The sequence below is a fragment of the Actinacidiphila sp. bgisy144 genome (assembly GCF_057708105.1).
This window is the reverse complement of record NZ_JBYIRM010000036.1, coordinates 68320-83536: the sequence shown is the minus strand read 5'-3', so window position 1 is coordinate 83536 and position 15217 is coordinate 68320. Positions and strand designations below refer to the sequence as shown.

Below are 15217 nucleotides of genomic sequence, written 5' to 3'. Positions count from 1 at the left end.
GCGGACCAGCATCCGCCGGGCCCTCAGGGCTGGCACCGAACGTTCTACCGGCCCGCCCCGGGAAGTCAGTTGCCGTCGGCGACTTCGTGGCCCGCCTGGGAGGCTGTGTGGTGCCGGGCGGCGGCCGCGGCTGCTTCCGGGTCGCCCTGGCGCAGCGCCGCGATGATGGCCTCGTGCTCCTCGAGGACCGCCTGCCAGTTCTGCGCGTCACGGGGCATGGTGATGCGGTAACGGCGGATGGTCATCAGCAACTGCTCGGTGAGTTCGGCGAGGATGCGGTAGCCGCTGGCCTCGGACAGGAGCCGGTGGAAGTCGGAGTTGAGTTCGGGCAGGCGCTCGATCGCGCCCTGGTCGAGCTCGGTGCGCATCGCGGCCTGGGCCTGTGCCAGCCCGGTCAGCAGTTCGTCGTCCACCCGCTCCGCGGCGAGCCGGGCGACGAGGGTCTCGATCGCCTCACGGGCGAGGAAGACGCCGCGCATCTCGGTCTTGTCGATCTCGGCGACGGTGACGCCCGCGTGCAGGTGGGAAGTGAGCAGGCCGTCGGATTCCAGGCGCTTGACGGCTTCGCGGATGGGGATCTTGCTGACGCCCAGGTTCCGTGCGAGCTCGTCCATGTTGACGCGCTCGCCGGACCGCAGATCCCCGGTGACGATGGCCTGACGCAAGGTGTCGTAGACCAGGTCGGCCTTGCTCTTCACCGTGGGCAGCCGCACGGCCCAGCTGTTCTCCGCCATGCGTTCATCGTATGCGATATCCGCCCGGCCGCTCGGAACGCCGGCCTGTTCTCCGGGCCTTCTCCGCAGTGGACCCGGCCGCGTGTCGGTCACGGCCGGCCGGGCAGCGGAGGCAGCCCCATCCGCTCCCGGTGCCCGTCCCTCAGCAGGCTGGCGGGACTGAGCGCGGACGCGCCGCCGTCCAGGACCAGTTCACCGCCCGCCAGCAGGACCGCGTCGGGCGAGGCGGCGAAGGCCACCGCGGACGCGACCTGCTCGGGCGTGGCGAGCAGGCGCATGGGATTGCTTTCGCGCAGCCTGCCGAGGTCCTCCGCGCCGCCGAGGCGCGACTCGGTGGCCGGGGTGCGGACCCAGCCCGGGGAGACCGTGACGAAGGAGATTCCGTGGTGCCCGTAGTCCACCGCGAGCTGCCGGGTGAGGGCGGCCAGCGCGCCCTTGGCCGCGGCGTAGGCGGGTAGGCCGGGCGCCGCCGTGCGATGCAGCACCGAGCCGACGGTCACCACCGCGCCGGCGCCCGCCTCGATCATGGCCGGCAGTACCTCGCGGACGCACAGGAACACCGAGGTGAGGTTGGCGGCCAGTACCGCGTGCCACTCCTGCTCGGTGGTGAGGTGCAGCGGCCGGCCCTCGGTCACGCCCGCGCAGGTGACGAGGACGTCCACCCCGCCGTGCTCCCGGGCCGCCCCGCGCACGGCGGTCGCCACCTCGTCGGATCGGGTCACGTCCGCGCGGTGGTAGGAGACGCCCGGGAGGCGCGGGTCCGCGAGGTCGATCCCCGCCACGCGCAGGCCGTCCGCCGCGAGCCGGGCGGCGACGGCGCGGCCGATTCCGCCCGCCGCACCGGTGACAAGGGCTGTTCGTGTCATCGCCGTCCTCTCTTGTCGCGCAGGTGGTGTGGGGGCCGGCGGCGCCCTGGCGAGGCCGGGAGCAAGCCGAAGGGAACAGTATACGATCTACGAAATACCCGCACGGCCTTGGGGAGGCTCCCATGACACCCGACGACCTTCGCTCCGCCCTGAGCGCTCACCGGCTGCTTGCCATCGTGAGGGGCAACGACCCCTCGGCGGCGCTCGCCACGGTGCTCACCCTCGTCCGGTCCGGCATCGGCCTCGTCGAGGTGTCGCTGACCGCCGCCGGCGCCCTCGGTGTCATAGCGCGGGCACGGGCGGCCCTCGGCACGGACGTGCCGCTCGGCGCCGGGACCGTGCTGACGACGGGCGACGCCCGCCGGGCCGCCGAAGCGGGCGCCGCGTTCGCGGTGACGCCAGGGGCGACCGAAGCAGTGGCCGCCTGCCGGGATCTGGGCCTGCCGGTGCTCGCGGGTGCGCTGACTCCGACCGAGGTGGCCGCGGTCGTGGCGGAAGGGGCGGCCGCGGTGAAGCTCTTCCCGGCCGCCCTGGGCGGTGTGCCCTACCTGTCGGCCCTGCGCGCCCCCTTCCCCGAGGTGCCGTTCGTGCCGGTCGGCGGCATCGACGCCGACGCGGCCCGCGCGTACCTGGCAGCCGGGGCACTGGCCGTCGGCGTGGGCGGCCCCCTGGTCGGTGACGCGGCGGACAGCACCGGCGCCGGCGCACAGAGCGCGCTGGCCGAGCGCGCCGCCCGGTTCCGCGGCCTGATCGCTCGGGAGTCGCGGTGATCGACGTACTGACCTTCGGGGAGACCATGGCGGCGTTGCGTGCCGAGGGGCCGTTGATCCTCGGCGGCACCCTGAACCTGTCGGTGGCCGGCGCGGAGTCGAACGTCGCCATCGGCCTGGCGCGGCTCGGCCACCGGGTCCGCTGGGCCGGACTGACCGGCGCGGACGAGTTCGGGCGCCTGGTGACGCGCACGCTCAGGGCGGAGGACGTGGACGTGTCCCGCGCCGGCACCACGGACGCCGGACCGACCGGCGTCGTCGTCTTCGAGCCGAGGCTCGCCGACCTGACGCGGGTCGGCTACTACCGTTCCGGGTCGGCCGGTTCACGCATCTCGGCGGCCCATCTCGCGCCCGCACTCGCCGAGGGGGCACGGATCGTGCACGTCACCGGCATCACCTCCGCGCTCGGCGAGCAGCCCCGGCGGGCGGTCGAGTCGGCGGTGCGGACCGCCGCGGCGGCGGGCTCGCTGGTCTGCCTTGACGTCAACTACCGTGCCCGGCTGTGGTCCCGCGAGGAGGCGGCCCTCACCCTCCGGCCGCTGGTCCGCGATGTCGGCGTACTCGTGGCGTCCGAGGACGAACTCGCCCTGGCCGCGCCCGAGTCGGCCGGCACGGAGCAGGCCCGGGTGGACGCGTTGCTGGCGGCCGGGGTCCACGAGGTCGTGATCAAGCGCGGAGCATCCGGGGCGGAGGTCTTCACGGCGGACGGCTCGGCCTCGCTGCCCGCCCAACAGGTGTCCGTACGGGACACGGTGGGTGCGGGGGACGCTTTCGTGGCGGGGTACCTGTCAGCGTTGCTCGACGGGGAGCCTCCAGGGGGCCGGCTGCACCGTGCCGTCTGCACCGGAGCCTTTGCCGTCGCCTCGTACGGTGACTGGGAGGGCCTGCCCGCCCGGCACGAACTGCCGCTCCTGGGGGCCGAACCAGGCAGTGCGCTGCGGTGAGCGCCGACCAGCCGGCGGAGCGGGCGGGTGCCCATGCGTGGCATGTCCTGACGCCGGACCGGTACCACCTCGCCGAAGGGGCACGCTACTGCCGCCACGCCGGAGGAGCCCGCCCGCACGGCCGGCTGCTCTTCGTCGACCTGCTGGCCGGCGACCTCTACGCCTGCCGGGACGGCCTCGGGCAGGCACCGGTCCGCTTGGCCGCGCTCGGCACTCCGCTCGGCGCCGTGGCGCCACTGATCGAGGCGGCCGGCGGAAGCGGCGGGGCGGGCGGGGCCGGCGGAACCGGTGGCTGGATCGCGGCGGCCGGAACCGGCATCGCCGTCGTCCACCCGCAAGGCCGCACCCGCTGGCTCGCCCGGCCCGAGGCCGGCTCGGCGGTGCCGATGCGCATGAACGACGGTGTGTGCGACCCGGCGGGACGCTTCTGGGCCGGGAGCATGGCGGCGGACGGCACGCCGGGGAAGGGGTCCTTGTACCGGGTGGAGCACGACGGCTCCGTCCGCCGCGTCCTGAGCGGGCTGTCGGTTCCCAACGGCCCGGCTTTCACGCCCTGCGGGAGCGTGATGTACCTCGCCGACAGCGCGGAGCGCACCATCCTGCGTATTCCCTGCGATCCGCGATCCGGAGAGCTGGGGCGCCCCGCCCTGTTCGTCTCGTTCCCGGACGGCGGCGGACGCCCGGACGGGATGACCGTCGACGACCGGGGCCGGCTGTGGGTGGCGGTCTGGGGCGCCGGGCAGGTGCGGGCCTACACGTCCGACGGCACGCTTCAGCGCACCCTGCGCCTGCCCACCCCGCACGCCACGAGCATCGCGTTCGGCGACGGGCGGATGTACGTGACCACCGCCCGGCACCGCCTGCCGGACCCCGATCCGCTGGCCGGCGCCGTGCTGTCCCGGCGGTGCCGCACGACCGCGCCACCGGCGGCCGGGTTCGGCCGCAGCGGCCTGGCGCTCACGCAGCGTGGTAGGTGAGGCGCGGCGCGAAGTGTTTCGCGAATGTACTCCCACCTCTGGTTCTTATTTCGTATACCTCATACGATTCCCTCGTCCCTCTCGCCTTCCAGGTGAGGAGAGCCGGGCCCTCGGCGCCATCAACGCATGAGCACGGCCGCGCATCTGCCCGAGCAGCCATCGACCACGTGGAGAACCCCGTGAGCAACGCCCCCCTTCGTATCGCCGAAGTCGAGGTCCTGGCGCTGTCGGCCAGCTTCGACGACCTCTACGACTCGCCCGACGACGTCCCCGACTGGCTGCGCTACCCGGCGTCCAGCCACCGGGTCCTGCCCCGGCACGGCCAGTACGCCACCCTGGTCAAGGTGCGTGCCGAGGACGGCAGCGTCGGCATCGGGGAGTGCTACGGCCTGCCCTCCCCCGAGGTCACCGCCACCGTCGTCGCCACCGTCCTGGCCCCGCTGCTGGTCGGCCAGGACGGCCTGGCCACCACCGCGGTATGGGAACGGCTCTTCCAGGGGCAGGCGGCGGGCGGCCACAACCGCGGGTTCTACCTCGAAGCCGTCGCCGGAGTCGACCTGGCCCTGTGGGATCTGCGGGGCAAGCACGCCGGAGTGCCCGTCCACCGCCTGCTCGGTGGCCCGGTCCGGGAACGGGTCGAGTGCTACGCGAGCCCCGTCGCGCTGCACGCCGATCCGCAGGACTCGGCGCTTCAGGCACGCGGTTTCGTCGACGCGGGTTTCCGGACCCTCAAGGTCAAGATCGGCCGCGGTGCCCGCACCGACCGCGCCCACCTGCACGCGGTCCGCGCCGCGGTCGGTGAGGACATCGACATCCTCACCGACGCCAACTGCGCGTACGACCTCGACGAGGCGACCCGCGTGGGCTCCGTCCTGCGCGACCTCGACATCTCCTGGTACGAGGAACCCCTCCAGGTCGACGACCTGGCCAACCTCGCCGAACTGCGGCGTCGCACGGGCCTGACCATCGTCAACGGCGAGACCCACTTCACCCGGTTCGACCTGCGCGACTGTCTGGTGCACCGCGCCATCGACGTCTTCATGCCGAACGTCGCCCGTAGCGGCGGCATCACCGAGGCCACCCGGCTCTCTGCCCTCGCCTCCGCCTTCCACGTCGACATCGCTCCGCATGGCGTCGGCTCGGGGGTCAGCCTGTGCGCGGCGCTCCAACTGTGCGCCGCCATCCCCAACCTGCGCACCTACGAGTACAACCGGCTCCCCAACCCCATCCGTGAACAGATCCTGCGTAACCCGCCGGCGTTCCGCGACGGAGCCCTCACCGTCCCCACCGGACCCGGCCTGGGCTTCGAACTCGACGACGCCGCCGTCGACCGCTACACGGTCGCCCGCTTCTGACGGACCCGGACCCACTCAGCTGCTGCCGGGCGTTCGCCCGGGTGTCCTGGGACCAGGACACCCCACCCGGCTCCGCCTCGGGGCCGGTTCTCAGCGCCCGTCGGCCAGGCGCTGGATGGTGGCGGCCAGCCATGCCTGGAGGTCCGCCGGATCGCCGATGTCGCGGCGCAGGACCCGGCGGCGGGTCGAGACGCCGAGCACGAAGGCGTCGATCGCCGCGGCGCGGCCGCGGGCGTCCGCGTCGTCCAGACCGCTGTCGCGCAGATAGCGGTACAGCGGTTCCAGCGAGTTCGCGTCGAGGAAGGCGGCCAGTGCTTCGGCGGCCTCCGGACGTTCGCCGGAGGCGCGTTGCAGCACGAGCAGCGGGTCCTCCCCGGGCGCGCCGGACCAGCGTGCGACGATGCTGGCCGCCAGGCGCGCGCCCAGCGTGGACCGGTCGCCGTCGAAGGAGCCGGAGACCGGGATCTCCACCCGCGTCGCCGCGAGGAAGAGGCCCTCCTTGCCGCCGAAGTAGCGGGTGATGAGGTTGGGCGACACTCCGGCCGCGTCGGCCACGCCCTTGACCGTGGCGGCCGTGTACCCGTGCTGCGCGAACTGCCGTCTCGCCTGCTCCAGGATTCTCCGCTTGGTGGCGGCCGCGTCTCGCACCCTCATGTGCACCACCATACACATCCCATGTGTACGCTGATACACATGGATGACGAGATACGGGACCGGCTCCGGCGGACGCGGCGGGTCGCGACCCCCTGGGATGACGACGCTGCTCGGGGCATCACCCGCACCGAACTCGACGAACTGCTGGAGTACTGGGCGGACGGCTACGACTGGGGCAGGCACGAGCGCCGCATCCACGCGTATCCGTGGGTGACGGTGCGGGCGGGCGGCACCGACCTGCGCGTGATCCACCAGCGGTCCGCGGACCCCGGCGCCCCAGTCGTGGTGCTGCTGCACGGCTGGCCGGACTCGGTGCTGCGGTTCGAGCGCGTGCTGCCCCTCCTGAGCGACATGCACGTGGTGGTTCCCGCGCTGCCGGGGTTCCCGTTCGCCGCCCCGGTCACCGGTCCTGGCATGTCGGCCGGCCTGATCGCCGGGGTCGTGGCAGACGCCCTGGAGGAACTCGGGCACCGGCGGTACACGGTGTCCGGTGGCGACGTGGGCGGCACCGTCGCCGAGCTCCTCGCGGCCCGGCATCCGGACCGGGTGGCCGCCCTGCACCTCACGAACGTCGCCCCGCAGCGCGCCGTCACGGCGGACCCCGCCGGTCTCGCCCCGGACGCGGCCGCCTACCTCCGCAGGTCGGCACAGTGGTTCCGGGCCGAAGGCGGCTACATCGCGCAGCAGTCGACGAAGCCCAACACGCTCGCCGTCGCCCTCGGCGACTCCCCCGCCGGACTCGCGGCCTGGATCGTCGAGAAACTGCGGTCCTGGTCCGACGGGTCCGCCTTCACACCGGACGAACTGCTCACCTGGGTCACCGCCTACTGGGTCACCGGCACGATCGGCACCTCCCTCGGCACCTACGCCGAACCGGTCGCCCTCCCCGACCGGATCGACACGCCGACGGTGCTTTCCGTCTTCGCGCACGACACCAAGCCGGAGCCACGCAGCTACGCCGAGGTGTTCCTCAACGTCCTCGACTACGTGGAACACCCCGCCGGAGGGCACTTCGCCGCCTGGGAGCAGCCCCGGGCCTACGCCGACGATCTGCGCCGCGCGGTCGGACGGGGCCGGTGAGCGCCTGCTGACCCGCCCTCGGACACGTCGTCCCCGACGGGACGGCAGGCGGGCTCAGGCCAGGCGGTGTGCTCAGGCCAGGCGGCCGGCGCCCTCCAGGTAGTGCAGGACCGCGGCGACCCTGCGATCGACCTGGTCGGCCGGCGACAGGTCGAGCTTGGCGAAGATGCTGCGGATGTGCTTGTGGACCGCGCCGTCCGTGACGACGAGCCGTGCCGCGATGCCGCTGTTGCCCAGCCCCTCGGCCATCAGGGCGAGCACCTCGCGCTCCCGGGGGCTGAGGCGTTCCAGCCGGGAGTCCTGGCGGGAGCGGGTGAAGAGCTGCGCGACGACCTCCGGGTCGATGGCGGTGCCGCCGGACGCCACCCGGTGCAGGGCGTCCAGGAACTCCTCCACCCGGCCCACGCGTTCCTTGAGCAGGTACCCGAGGCCGCCGACGCCGCCGCCGAGCAGTTCGGTCGCGAAGCTCTGCTCGACGTACGCGGACAGCACGAGGACGGCCAGGCCGGGCCGCCTGCGCCGGGCCTCGACCGCGGCGACGATCCCTTCGTCGGTGTGGGTCGGCGGCATGCGCACGTCGAGGATGGCGACGTGCGGCTGGTGCTCGTCGATGGCCGCCAGCGCCCCGTCGGGGGTGCCGGCGGTGGCCACCACGTCCAGGCCCTCGGCGCGCAGCAGCAGGGCCAGGCCCTCGCGGAGCAACGGGTCGTCCTCGGCTATCACGATCCGCAGGTCACGATCCACAGGGAAGGTCCACTTCGAGGGTTGTCGGGCCGCCGGGCGGGCTGGTCAGCAGGAGGCTACCGTCAAGTGCCGCGACGCGGCTGCGGATGCCCCTGAGCCCGGAGCCACCGCCCTCGCCCCGCGGGCCGGCGGGAGAGGGGCCCTCGGCGCCGCCGTGGCCGTCGTCCTCGACGCGCACCCGCAGCCGTCCCCCGCGGCTGCGGGCCGTGACGGTGGCCTGCCGGGCATCGCTGTGCTTGGCGACGTTGGTGAGTGCCTCGGCGACGACGAAGTAGGCGGTCGCCTCGACGGAGGCGGCGCACCGTTCGGGTACGTCGATGTCGATCCGGCACGGCACCGCGCAGTTCGCCGCGAGTCCGGCCAGCGAGCCGGCCAGGCCGCGGTCGGCCAGCACCGGGGGCAGGATGCTCCGGGAGACCGTACGCAGCTCAGCGAGGGCCTGTTCGGCGGCGGACTGGGCGCGCTCCAGGAGTTCGCCGGCGCCGGCCGGGTCGCGGGCCACCATGCGGCGGGCGGCGCCGACCAGGACGGTGACGCTGACGATACGGTTCTGCGTGCCGTCGTGCAGGGACCGCTCGATGCGGCGCAGTTCGGCGGCGTGGGCGTCCAGGGCGGCGGCCCGGGTGGCCGTCAACTCCGCCACGCGCAGGGAGAGATCGACGTCGGGCCCGGCGGTGAGGAGCTGCCGTCCGGGCCGGGCCTGGAGCCGGGCCATCCCGGGGCCGAGACCGAGGAGGATGGTGATCCAGCCCAGCCCCAGCAGGCCCACGGCGAGGGCGTCCGGCCACGAGTGCGCGACGCCGATCCCGAGGGAGGTGGCGGTGGCGTCGGTGGGAGCCAACCGCCAGTAGAGCGGGAAGGCGGTGTCCCGGACCGCGGAGATCGGCAGGAAGACACCGAACAGCCCCAGCAGGAGCCCCAGGGTGGCGTGCCGGACCAGCCAGCGCAGCTCGCGCCGGGTGGTGGGGTCGGCCAGCGCGAGCCGCAGCCGCGTCGGCGGCGGGTCGGGAGCGATGACCTCCGGCCCCCAGCGGCCGAGCCGCTTGCGTTCCCGCCCGGCCAGGGCGTGCAGCGCGCGCAGCACGGCGGGTGCCATGAGCAGGCCCACCCCGGCCAGGCTCGTCACGGCGGTGACGGCCGCCCAGAGCAGCACCAGCAGGGCCGGCAGCGCCGTGCCGAGCCCGGAGACGAGCCGGCCGATCGAGGTGCCCGCGGTGCGCAGCGCCCGCAGGGCGGTGTCCGGCAGGCCATCGCCCCGGTGGGCGGCCGCGGGGTGCTGCGGGGTGTCCATCCGGCCTCTTTCCCGGCCCGTGCGCTGCCTGCTCGGTCCGTGCTTCGTCCCGGACGACCCTAGCCGTCCGCCCGTGCGCGGGGCGGCCGCGGCGGTGGGAAGTACAGCAGGCTGTACCTCCTGCCGGGCACCCTGCGGGATCGGCAGGCAGGGGTGCTGGTCCCTAGCGTCGGTGACGACAGCGCGGACCGCACGAGCCCCCGGGAGCAGCCCCCATGCCGAACACACCGACCGAACCCGGCCGCCTCGCCCGCGGCGACGTCCTCCGCCCGATGCTGTGGACGCTGGCCGTGCTCAGTGCCGTCGTCAACATGGCCGCCTCCTACGGCGCCGCGCACACCTGGGTGCACCTGGCCTGCGGAGCCGTCACCGTGGTCTGCGGCGTCACCCTCGTCGTGGCCCACCAGCGGGGACGCCGGTGAACGCCATCGCCCTCGCGCACGTCAGCAAGGAGTACGCGGCAGGCGTACGCGCCCTCGACGACGTGTCGCTGACCGTGGCACGGGGCACCTTCCTCGCCGTGATGGGGCCCTCGGGCTCCGGCAAGAGCACGCTGATGCACTGTGCCGCCGGACTCGACACCCCGACCTCGGGGAGCATCCGCATCGACGGCCGGGAGATCAGCGGGCTCAATGAGACCCGCCGTACCGAACTGCGCCGCGAGCGGGTGGGGTTCGTGTTCCAGGCGTACAACCTGATCCCCTCCCTCAGCGTCGAGGACAACATCACGCTGCCGCTGCGGCTGGCGGGCCGCGCCCCGGACCGGGACTGGCTGCGGACGCTGGTGGCGCGGGTGGGGCTGGCCGACCGGCTGGCGCACCGGCCCGCCGAACTGTCCGGCGGGCAGCAGCAACGGGCCGCCGTCGTCCGGGCCCTGGTGGCAAGGCCCGCCGTCGTGTTCGCCGACGAGCCGACCGGCGCGCTGGATCTGCGCAGCGCCCACGAGGTCCTGGGCCTGCTGCGGGAACTCGTCGACGACCTGGCCCAGACGGTCGTGATGGTCACCCACGACCCGGCCGCCGCGGCCCGGGCGCACCGGGCGCTGGTGATGGCCGACGGCCGGGTGGTCGAGGCCCTCGACGAGCCGACCGCCCCCGCGCTGGCCCGTCGTCTCGTCGAGTTGGGAGAGGCGTGAGCGGCGTGAACGGCATGTTCCGTCTGGCGGCCCACCTGGCGGGGCAGCGGCTCACGGCGCCGGCCGCCGTGGCCTGCGCGGTGCTCGGCAGCGCCGCCCTGGTCACCGGCACCGGGGTGCTGGCCGAGTCCGGACTGCGGTCCCATCTGCCGGCCGGCCGCCTGGCCGGCGCGGACGTCGTGGTCGCCGCTTCCCAGGAGTACCACCCGAGCGGCGACCTGCCGATCGCGCTTCCCGAACGCCGCGGCATACCGGCCCGGTTGACCGCCGAACTGTCCGGGCTGCCGGGGTGACGGCGGCGGCCGGCGACATCGGCTTCCCCGCGGCGGTGCTGAACGGCCGCGGCGCGGTCGTGGCCGGGAGCAGCGACCCGGCGACGGCCGGACACGGCTGGTCGTCGGCACGGCTGCTCGCCGCCGCGCACCTGGCGGGCCGGGCACCGGCCGGATCGGGCGAGGTCGCGGTGGACAGCGCCGTCGCCGTCGCGGCGGGCGTACGCGTGGGCGACCGGGTCCAGGTGGTGGCCGGCGGCCGCCCCGCCGCCGGCTACCGCGTCTCGGCGGTGGTCGACGCTCCGGACGCGGGCATCCTCTTCGACGACCCGACCGCCGTACGGCTGTCCGGCCGCGACAGCGGCCCGCGGGCCGGCACCGTCGACCTCGTCGGGCTGCGGACCGCGCCGGGCGCACGGGACCGGGTCGCCGCCGAGGTCCGTACGAAGCTGAAGGGCAGCGGACTGGTGGCCGTCACCGGTGCCGCCCGCGGGGACCTGGTCTCGCCCGGGGCCGGCGCGTCCCGCTCGCTGCTGATGCTGCTCGCGGGCTCACTGGCCGGGGTGGTCCTGCTGATCACCGGGTTCGTGACGGCGAGCGCGCTGACCGTGTCGGTGGACGGGCAGCGCCGCGACCTGGCCCTGATGCGGGCCATCGGCGCGACTCCCCGGCAGATCCGGCGGTTCGCCGCCGCGCAGGCCACCGTGGTCGCAGGCGTGGCCCTGGCGCCCGGCGTGGCCGCGGGCTACCTGCTGGCGGACCGGTTCCGGCGGCTGCTGGCCGACCTGGGTGTCATTCCGTCCGAACTGCCCCTGGCGGTAAGCCCCTTGCCCGCGCTCGCAACCGTCCTGCTGACGGTCCTGTGCGTGCAGCTCGCCGCTCGGGGCGCGGCCTGGCGCACCTCCCGCCGGCCGGCCGTCGAGGCGGTCGCCGAGTCCCGCAGCGAGCCCCGTACCCCGTCGAAGGCCCGCACCCGCGCGGGCCTGCTGCTTGTCGTCGCGGCCACCGGTCTGTCGGTCGCGCCGCTGTTCGCGCGCACCGTCGCCGGCGCCACCGCCACGTCTCTCGCGGGTGTCCTCGGCGCGATCGGGCTGGCCCTCGCGGGTCCGGCGCTGATGCGGGCCATCGGCACCGCCGCGTCCCGCCGTACGGTCGCCGGCTCCTCCGCGCCGGCCTGGCTGGCGATGTCCAACGTCCGCGCGTACGCCCTGCGCAACGCGGGGATCGTCAGCAGCCTGGCGATGGCCGTGGTCTTCGTCCTGACCTACACCTTCACCCAGACCACCGTGCTGGCCGCCACCGCTCAGGACACCCGCACCGGGACCCTCGCCCAGCAGCGGCTGACCGCTCCGGGCCTGGGCGGTCTGCCCGACGGCGTGCTGAGCGCCGTACGGGACTCGCCCGGCGTACGGGCGGCGGCACCGGTCGGCACGACCACCGTGGTGTGGCCGTACCGGCAGTTCGGCGACACGGACACCGAGTCGGACCCTGCGATGATCCTCACTCCCGGCGCGGCGGGCGTCCTCGACCTCGGGGTCCGCGCGGGCAGCCTGGCCCGTCTGACCGGTGCCACCGTCGCCGTCAGCAGCGACGCGGCCCGCTCGCGTTCGGCCGAGGTGGGCCACCGGATCGGCCTGGTCCTCGGGGACGGCGCGCATGTCACCGCCACCGTGGTCGCCGTCTACTCCCGCGGGCTCGGCTTCGGCTCGCTGGTCCTGTCGCACGATCTGGCCGCCGGCCACACCACGGCCACGCTCGACCAGAGCATCCTGGTGCGCACCGACGGCACCCCGGCGGCCCGGCAGGCCCTCACGGCCCTCGTCGCGGCCCGCCCCGGTCTGGCGCTCGAGGACGCCCGCCCCGCCGCCGCGACCGGCCTGAAGGACGCCCCGCCGGAGGTGTGGATCAACCTCGTCACCATCGTCGTGCTGCTCGCGTACCTCCTGCTCGGCATCGCCACCAAGCTGGTCGCCGCCACCGCGCAGCGCCGGGTCGAGATGGCCGCGCTGCGTCTGGGCGGCACGACGCCGCGGCAGGTCCGCGCGATGATGCGCCGCGAGGCCGCGGTGACCGCCGCCACCGCTCTGGCCGCGACCCTGCTGCTGTCCGCGGTCCCGCTCGCCCTCCTCGGCCAGGGCTTCCTCGACCGGCCGTGGCCCGCGGGCCCGGCGTGGCTGCTGCCCGCCCTCGCCCTCCTGGTCACCGCCACGGCCTTCCTCACCGTCGAACTGCCCACCCGCCGGGCCCTGCGCACCCCACCGGCCGCCGTGATCCGCGCGCAGTGAGCGGCGGTCCCGCGGTGACGGGCCGGCGATCCGACTACGCTCGGCTCACGCCGGGGACGCGCGCCGCGGGGACGCACGTCCCGCACGGAAGACGCCTTCACCTTCGAGGAGACACTGATGGCAAGCATCACGCTGTTCGGCGCCACCGGGATGATCGGGAGCCGCGTCCTCGGCGAGGCGCTCGATCGTGGCCATGACGTCCTGGCCGTGGTCCGCGACCCCTCGAAGCTGACCCGGACCCATGCGGCGCTGCGGATCGTCACAGGAGACGTCCTCGATCCGGCGTCGGTCGCCGGCGCGGCCGGCGGCCGGGACGTCGTGGTGAGCGCCGTCGGCGGTGGGCACGGCGACGGCGCCGGACATCGCGCCACAGCCGAGCCCTCCGCGAGGTCGCTCGTGGCGGGACTGCGCTCCCTCGGCGGCGGCAACGTCGCCCCGCGTCTGATCGTGGTCGGCGGAGCCGGGGCGCTGCGGACCTCCGACGGCAGGCTGCTGTGGGACACCGAGGGGCTGCCGGAGACCTTGGTGCAGATCATGCACGCACACGGAGCGGCGCTGGATCACCTCCGGACCGTCGGCGACGTCCGCTGGACCGTGATCAGCCCGTCCGCGCTGGTCGGTCCCGGCTCCCGGACCGGTACGTACCGCAGCGCCCTCGACGACCTCCTCGTGGGTGAGGACGGCACGAGCCGGATCTCCGCCGAGGACTTCGCCGTCGCGGTCGTCGACGAGATCGAGCACGGACGCCACCTCAACACCCGGTTCACCGTGGGCTACTGAGAGCTGACGGCGCCTCGGCACCGGCAGTGTGCGGCCCTGCGGGCGGTCGCGGTGCGCCGGCCGTCTCGGTCGCGGTGTCAGGGAAGCCGGCGCGGGTGGCCGGGGCCCGCAGTGCGGGCCGCCGCCTGCGGCCGGAAGTACGGCGGGCGGCCGGTGATCGCGCGCACCAGGTCCTCGGCCCCGGCCGGGCTGAGGTCCGCCACCACGTAGTGGTCGGCGCTCTGCGGCTGGAGGAAGAGCGGGATCTCGGCAGGCGTCCGCCCGGACAGCACCACGGGCAGCAGCTTGGCCGACCAGACCGCCCGGTCGCTGTGCAGCAGTTCGCGCAGGATGCCCATCTCGGACTGGAGGCCCCGGTGGCTCTTGTCGGCCATCCGGCCGTCGCCCACCGTCCGGCACATCGGCGAGGCGATGACCAGGACGAAGTCGGCCGCCGTGATCTGGTGCATCGCCCACAGGTACCAGTCCCTGCGCCGGTCGAGGTCCCACCGGTCCATGTGGACGTCGAACCCGCAGTCCCTGGCGAGGAACTCGCTGAACACCCGCACGGCCTCGACGTGCGGCTCGTCGTCGTGCGCGTAGGACACGAACACCCGGGGGGCGTGCGGTGTTCCGGGGGCGGGCGCGGTGGGGGCCCCGTCCGGGGCGGGCGCCGCCGCGACCGCGGGACGGTCTTCGGCGAGCCGCAGCGCGAAGGCCGCGCCCTCGGTCGCCGGCAGGTGGCCGAGGGCGTCGTCGGGGGGCAGGTCGAACCGCGCGGAGACCTCCACCGCCACCTCGGGGCAGTCCGCGGGCGCCAGCAGGACCAGCCAGTGGGTGTACGACCCCGGCCGTATCTGCTCGCCGCGCCGGGCCGAGTGCCGCCAGCGGACCTCCGCCCCGCCCACGCCGAACACGTCGACCAGCGGGTGGACCGCGGGCAGGTGCACCGCGCCGTCGCCCCCCGCGGCCGTCGCGAGGTTGAGGAAGCCGTCGACGCGGTAGGACGCGGGCGGCTGCGGGTCGAGCACCGTACGGGGCACGGCGTCCGCCACCGAGACGGTGCCGCTCTCGCGGCACGAGAGGGCCAGGCCGACCTCGAACCAGCTGGGCCCGGGCGCGTCGGGCTCCAGCCGCAGGTCGTAGTTGATCTTGACCAGGCACGCCTGCTGCCCGGCGAACCCCGGGGGGACCGGACGGACCGGATGCACCTGCCACCCGCGCAGGGCGATCGATCCCAGGGCGAAGTCCCCCGGGGTCGCGTCCAGCCACCTGCCGCCTCCGTCGGCGAGCAGGAGCGCCACCTCGGACAGGGGGTCGACGGCGGCCATGGGCTTCTCCCGGCGCTCGG

General features: G+C 74.7%; 14 protein-coding genes and 1 pseudogene. 9 read left to right on the top strand and 6 right to left on the bottom strand.

Annotated elements, in window-relative coordinates; translation table 11 throughout:
• Window positions 1–65: 65 nt before the first annotated feature.
• Entirely contained in the window at window positions 66–734 is a 669-nt protein-coding gene (locus AC3EVP_RS31075) for a GntR family transcriptional regulator (protein ID WP_335984053.1), read from the bottom strand.
• An 89-nt stretch (window positions 735–823) separates the two neighbouring features.
• Entirely contained in the window at window positions 824–1600 is a 777-nt protein-coding gene (locus AC3EVP_RS31070) for an SDR family NAD(P)-dependent oxidoreductase (protein ID WP_435135680.1), read from the bottom strand.
• 122 nt (window positions 1601–1722) lie between these two features.
• Between AC3EVP_RS31070 and AC3EVP_RS31065 the strand changes: the two genes are divergently transcribed.
• From AC3EVP_RS31065 to AC3EVP_RS31050, 4 genes are all read left to right on the top strand, one after another.
• Window positions 1723–2370, top strand: coding sequence for a bifunctional 4-hydroxy-2-oxoglutarate aldolase/2-dehydro-3-deoxy-phosphogluconate aldolase (locus AC3EVP_RS31065; RefSeq protein WP_435135678.1), 648 nt, complete (start codon window positions 1723–1725; stop codon window positions 2368–2370).
• A complete protein-coding gene (locus tag AC3EVP_RS31060; protein ID WP_435135676.1) occupies window positions 2367–3314 on the top strand; it encodes a sugar kinase in 948 nt (315 codons plus the stop codon). Before AC3EVP_RS31065 ends, AC3EVP_RS31060 begins: the two co-directional genes overlap by 4 nt.
• Entirely contained in the window at window positions 3311–4291 is a 981-nt protein-coding gene (locus AC3EVP_RS31055) for an SMP-30/gluconolactonase/LRE family protein (protein ID WP_435135674.1), read from the top strand. The genes AC3EVP_RS31060 and AC3EVP_RS31055 overlap by 4 nt, the downstream gene beginning before the upstream one ends.
• Window positions 4292–4470: 179 nt before the next feature.
• The gene (locus AC3EVP_RS31050; RefSeq protein WP_435135672.1) at window positions 4471–5646 is read left to right on the top strand and encodes a mandelate racemase/muconate lactonizing enzyme family protein; all 1176 of its coding nucleotides are present in this window, start codon (window positions 4471–4473) and stop codon (window positions 5644–5646) included.
• Between the two features lie 90 nt (window positions 5647–5736).
• On the opposite strand, the gene AC3EVP_RS31045 is transcribed toward AC3EVP_RS31050, so the two are convergent.
• Window positions 5737–6300, bottom strand: a complete 564-nt coding sequence (locus tag AC3EVP_RS31045) for a helix-turn-helix domain-containing protein (RefSeq protein ID WP_435135670.1) — start codon at window positions 6298–6300, stop codon at window positions 5737–5739.
• 39 nt (window positions 6301–6339) lie between these two features.
• On the opposite strand from AC3EVP_RS31045, the gene AC3EVP_RS31040 reads away from it, so the two are divergent.
• Window positions 6340–7380: an epoxide hydrolase family protein gene (locus AC3EVP_RS31040; RefSeq protein WP_435135668.1), complete on the top strand. Its 1041-nt coding sequence runs from the start codon at window positions 6340–6342 to the stop codon at window positions 7378–7380.
• 72 nt (window positions 7381–7452) lie between these two features.
• Here AC3EVP_RS31040 and AC3EVP_RS31035 read toward each other — a convergent pair whose 3' ends face one another.
• Both AC3EVP_RS31035 and AC3EVP_RS31030 read right to left on the bottom strand, forming a co-directional pair.
• Window positions 7453–8112 (bottom strand): response regulator transcription factor, encoded by a 660-nt coding sequence (locus AC3EVP_RS31035; protein WP_435135690.1) that lies wholly within the window; start codon window positions 8110–8112, stop codon window positions 7453–7455.
• Between the two features lies 1 nt (window position 8113).
• Window positions 8114–9415 carry a sensor histidine kinase gene (locus AC3EVP_RS31030; protein ID WP_435135666.1) on the bottom strand — a complete coding sequence of 434 codons (1302 nt, stop codon included), beginning with the start codon at window positions 9413–9415 and terminating at the stop codon, window positions 8114–8116.
• 215 nt (window positions 9416–9630) lie between these two features.
• Here AC3EVP_RS31030 and AC3EVP_RS31025 point away from each other — a divergent pair, with 215 nt between their 5' ends.
• From AC3EVP_RS31025 to AC3EVP_RS31010, 4 genes and pseudogenes are all read left to right on the top strand, one after another.
• Complete coding sequence (locus tag AC3EVP_RS31025) at window positions 9631–9837, top strand: hypothetical protein (protein ID WP_435135664.1); 207 nt, start codon at window positions 9631–9633, stop codon at window positions 9835–9837.
• Window positions 9792–10550: an ABC transporter ATP-binding protein gene (locus AC3EVP_RS31020; protein WP_435135688.1), complete on the top strand. Its 759-nt coding sequence runs from the start codon at window positions 9792–9794 to the stop codon at window positions 10548–10550. The genes AC3EVP_RS31025 and AC3EVP_RS31020 overlap by 46 nt, the downstream gene beginning before the upstream one ends.
• A 14-nt stretch (window positions 10551–10564) precedes the next feature.
• Window positions 10565–13107, top strand: a pseudogene (locus AC3EVP_RS31015) (ABC transporter permease).
• 117 nt (window positions 13108–13224) lie between these two features.
• Entirely contained in the window at window positions 13225–13887 is a 663-nt protein-coding gene (locus tag AC3EVP_RS31010) for an NAD(P)-dependent oxidoreductase (RefSeq protein ID WP_435135662.1), read from the top strand.
• A 77-nt stretch (window positions 13888–13964) separates the two neighbouring features.
• Here the strand turns inward: AC3EVP_RS31010 and AC3EVP_RS31005 are convergent, their stop codons facing one another.
• The gene (locus AC3EVP_RS31005) at window positions 13965–15197 is read right to left on the bottom strand and encodes an SEFIR domain-containing protein (RefSeq protein ID WP_435135660.1); all 1233 of its coding nucleotides are present in this window, start codon (window positions 15195–15197) and stop codon (window positions 13965–13967) included.
• Between the last annotated feature and the right edge of the window lie 20 nt (window positions 15198–15217).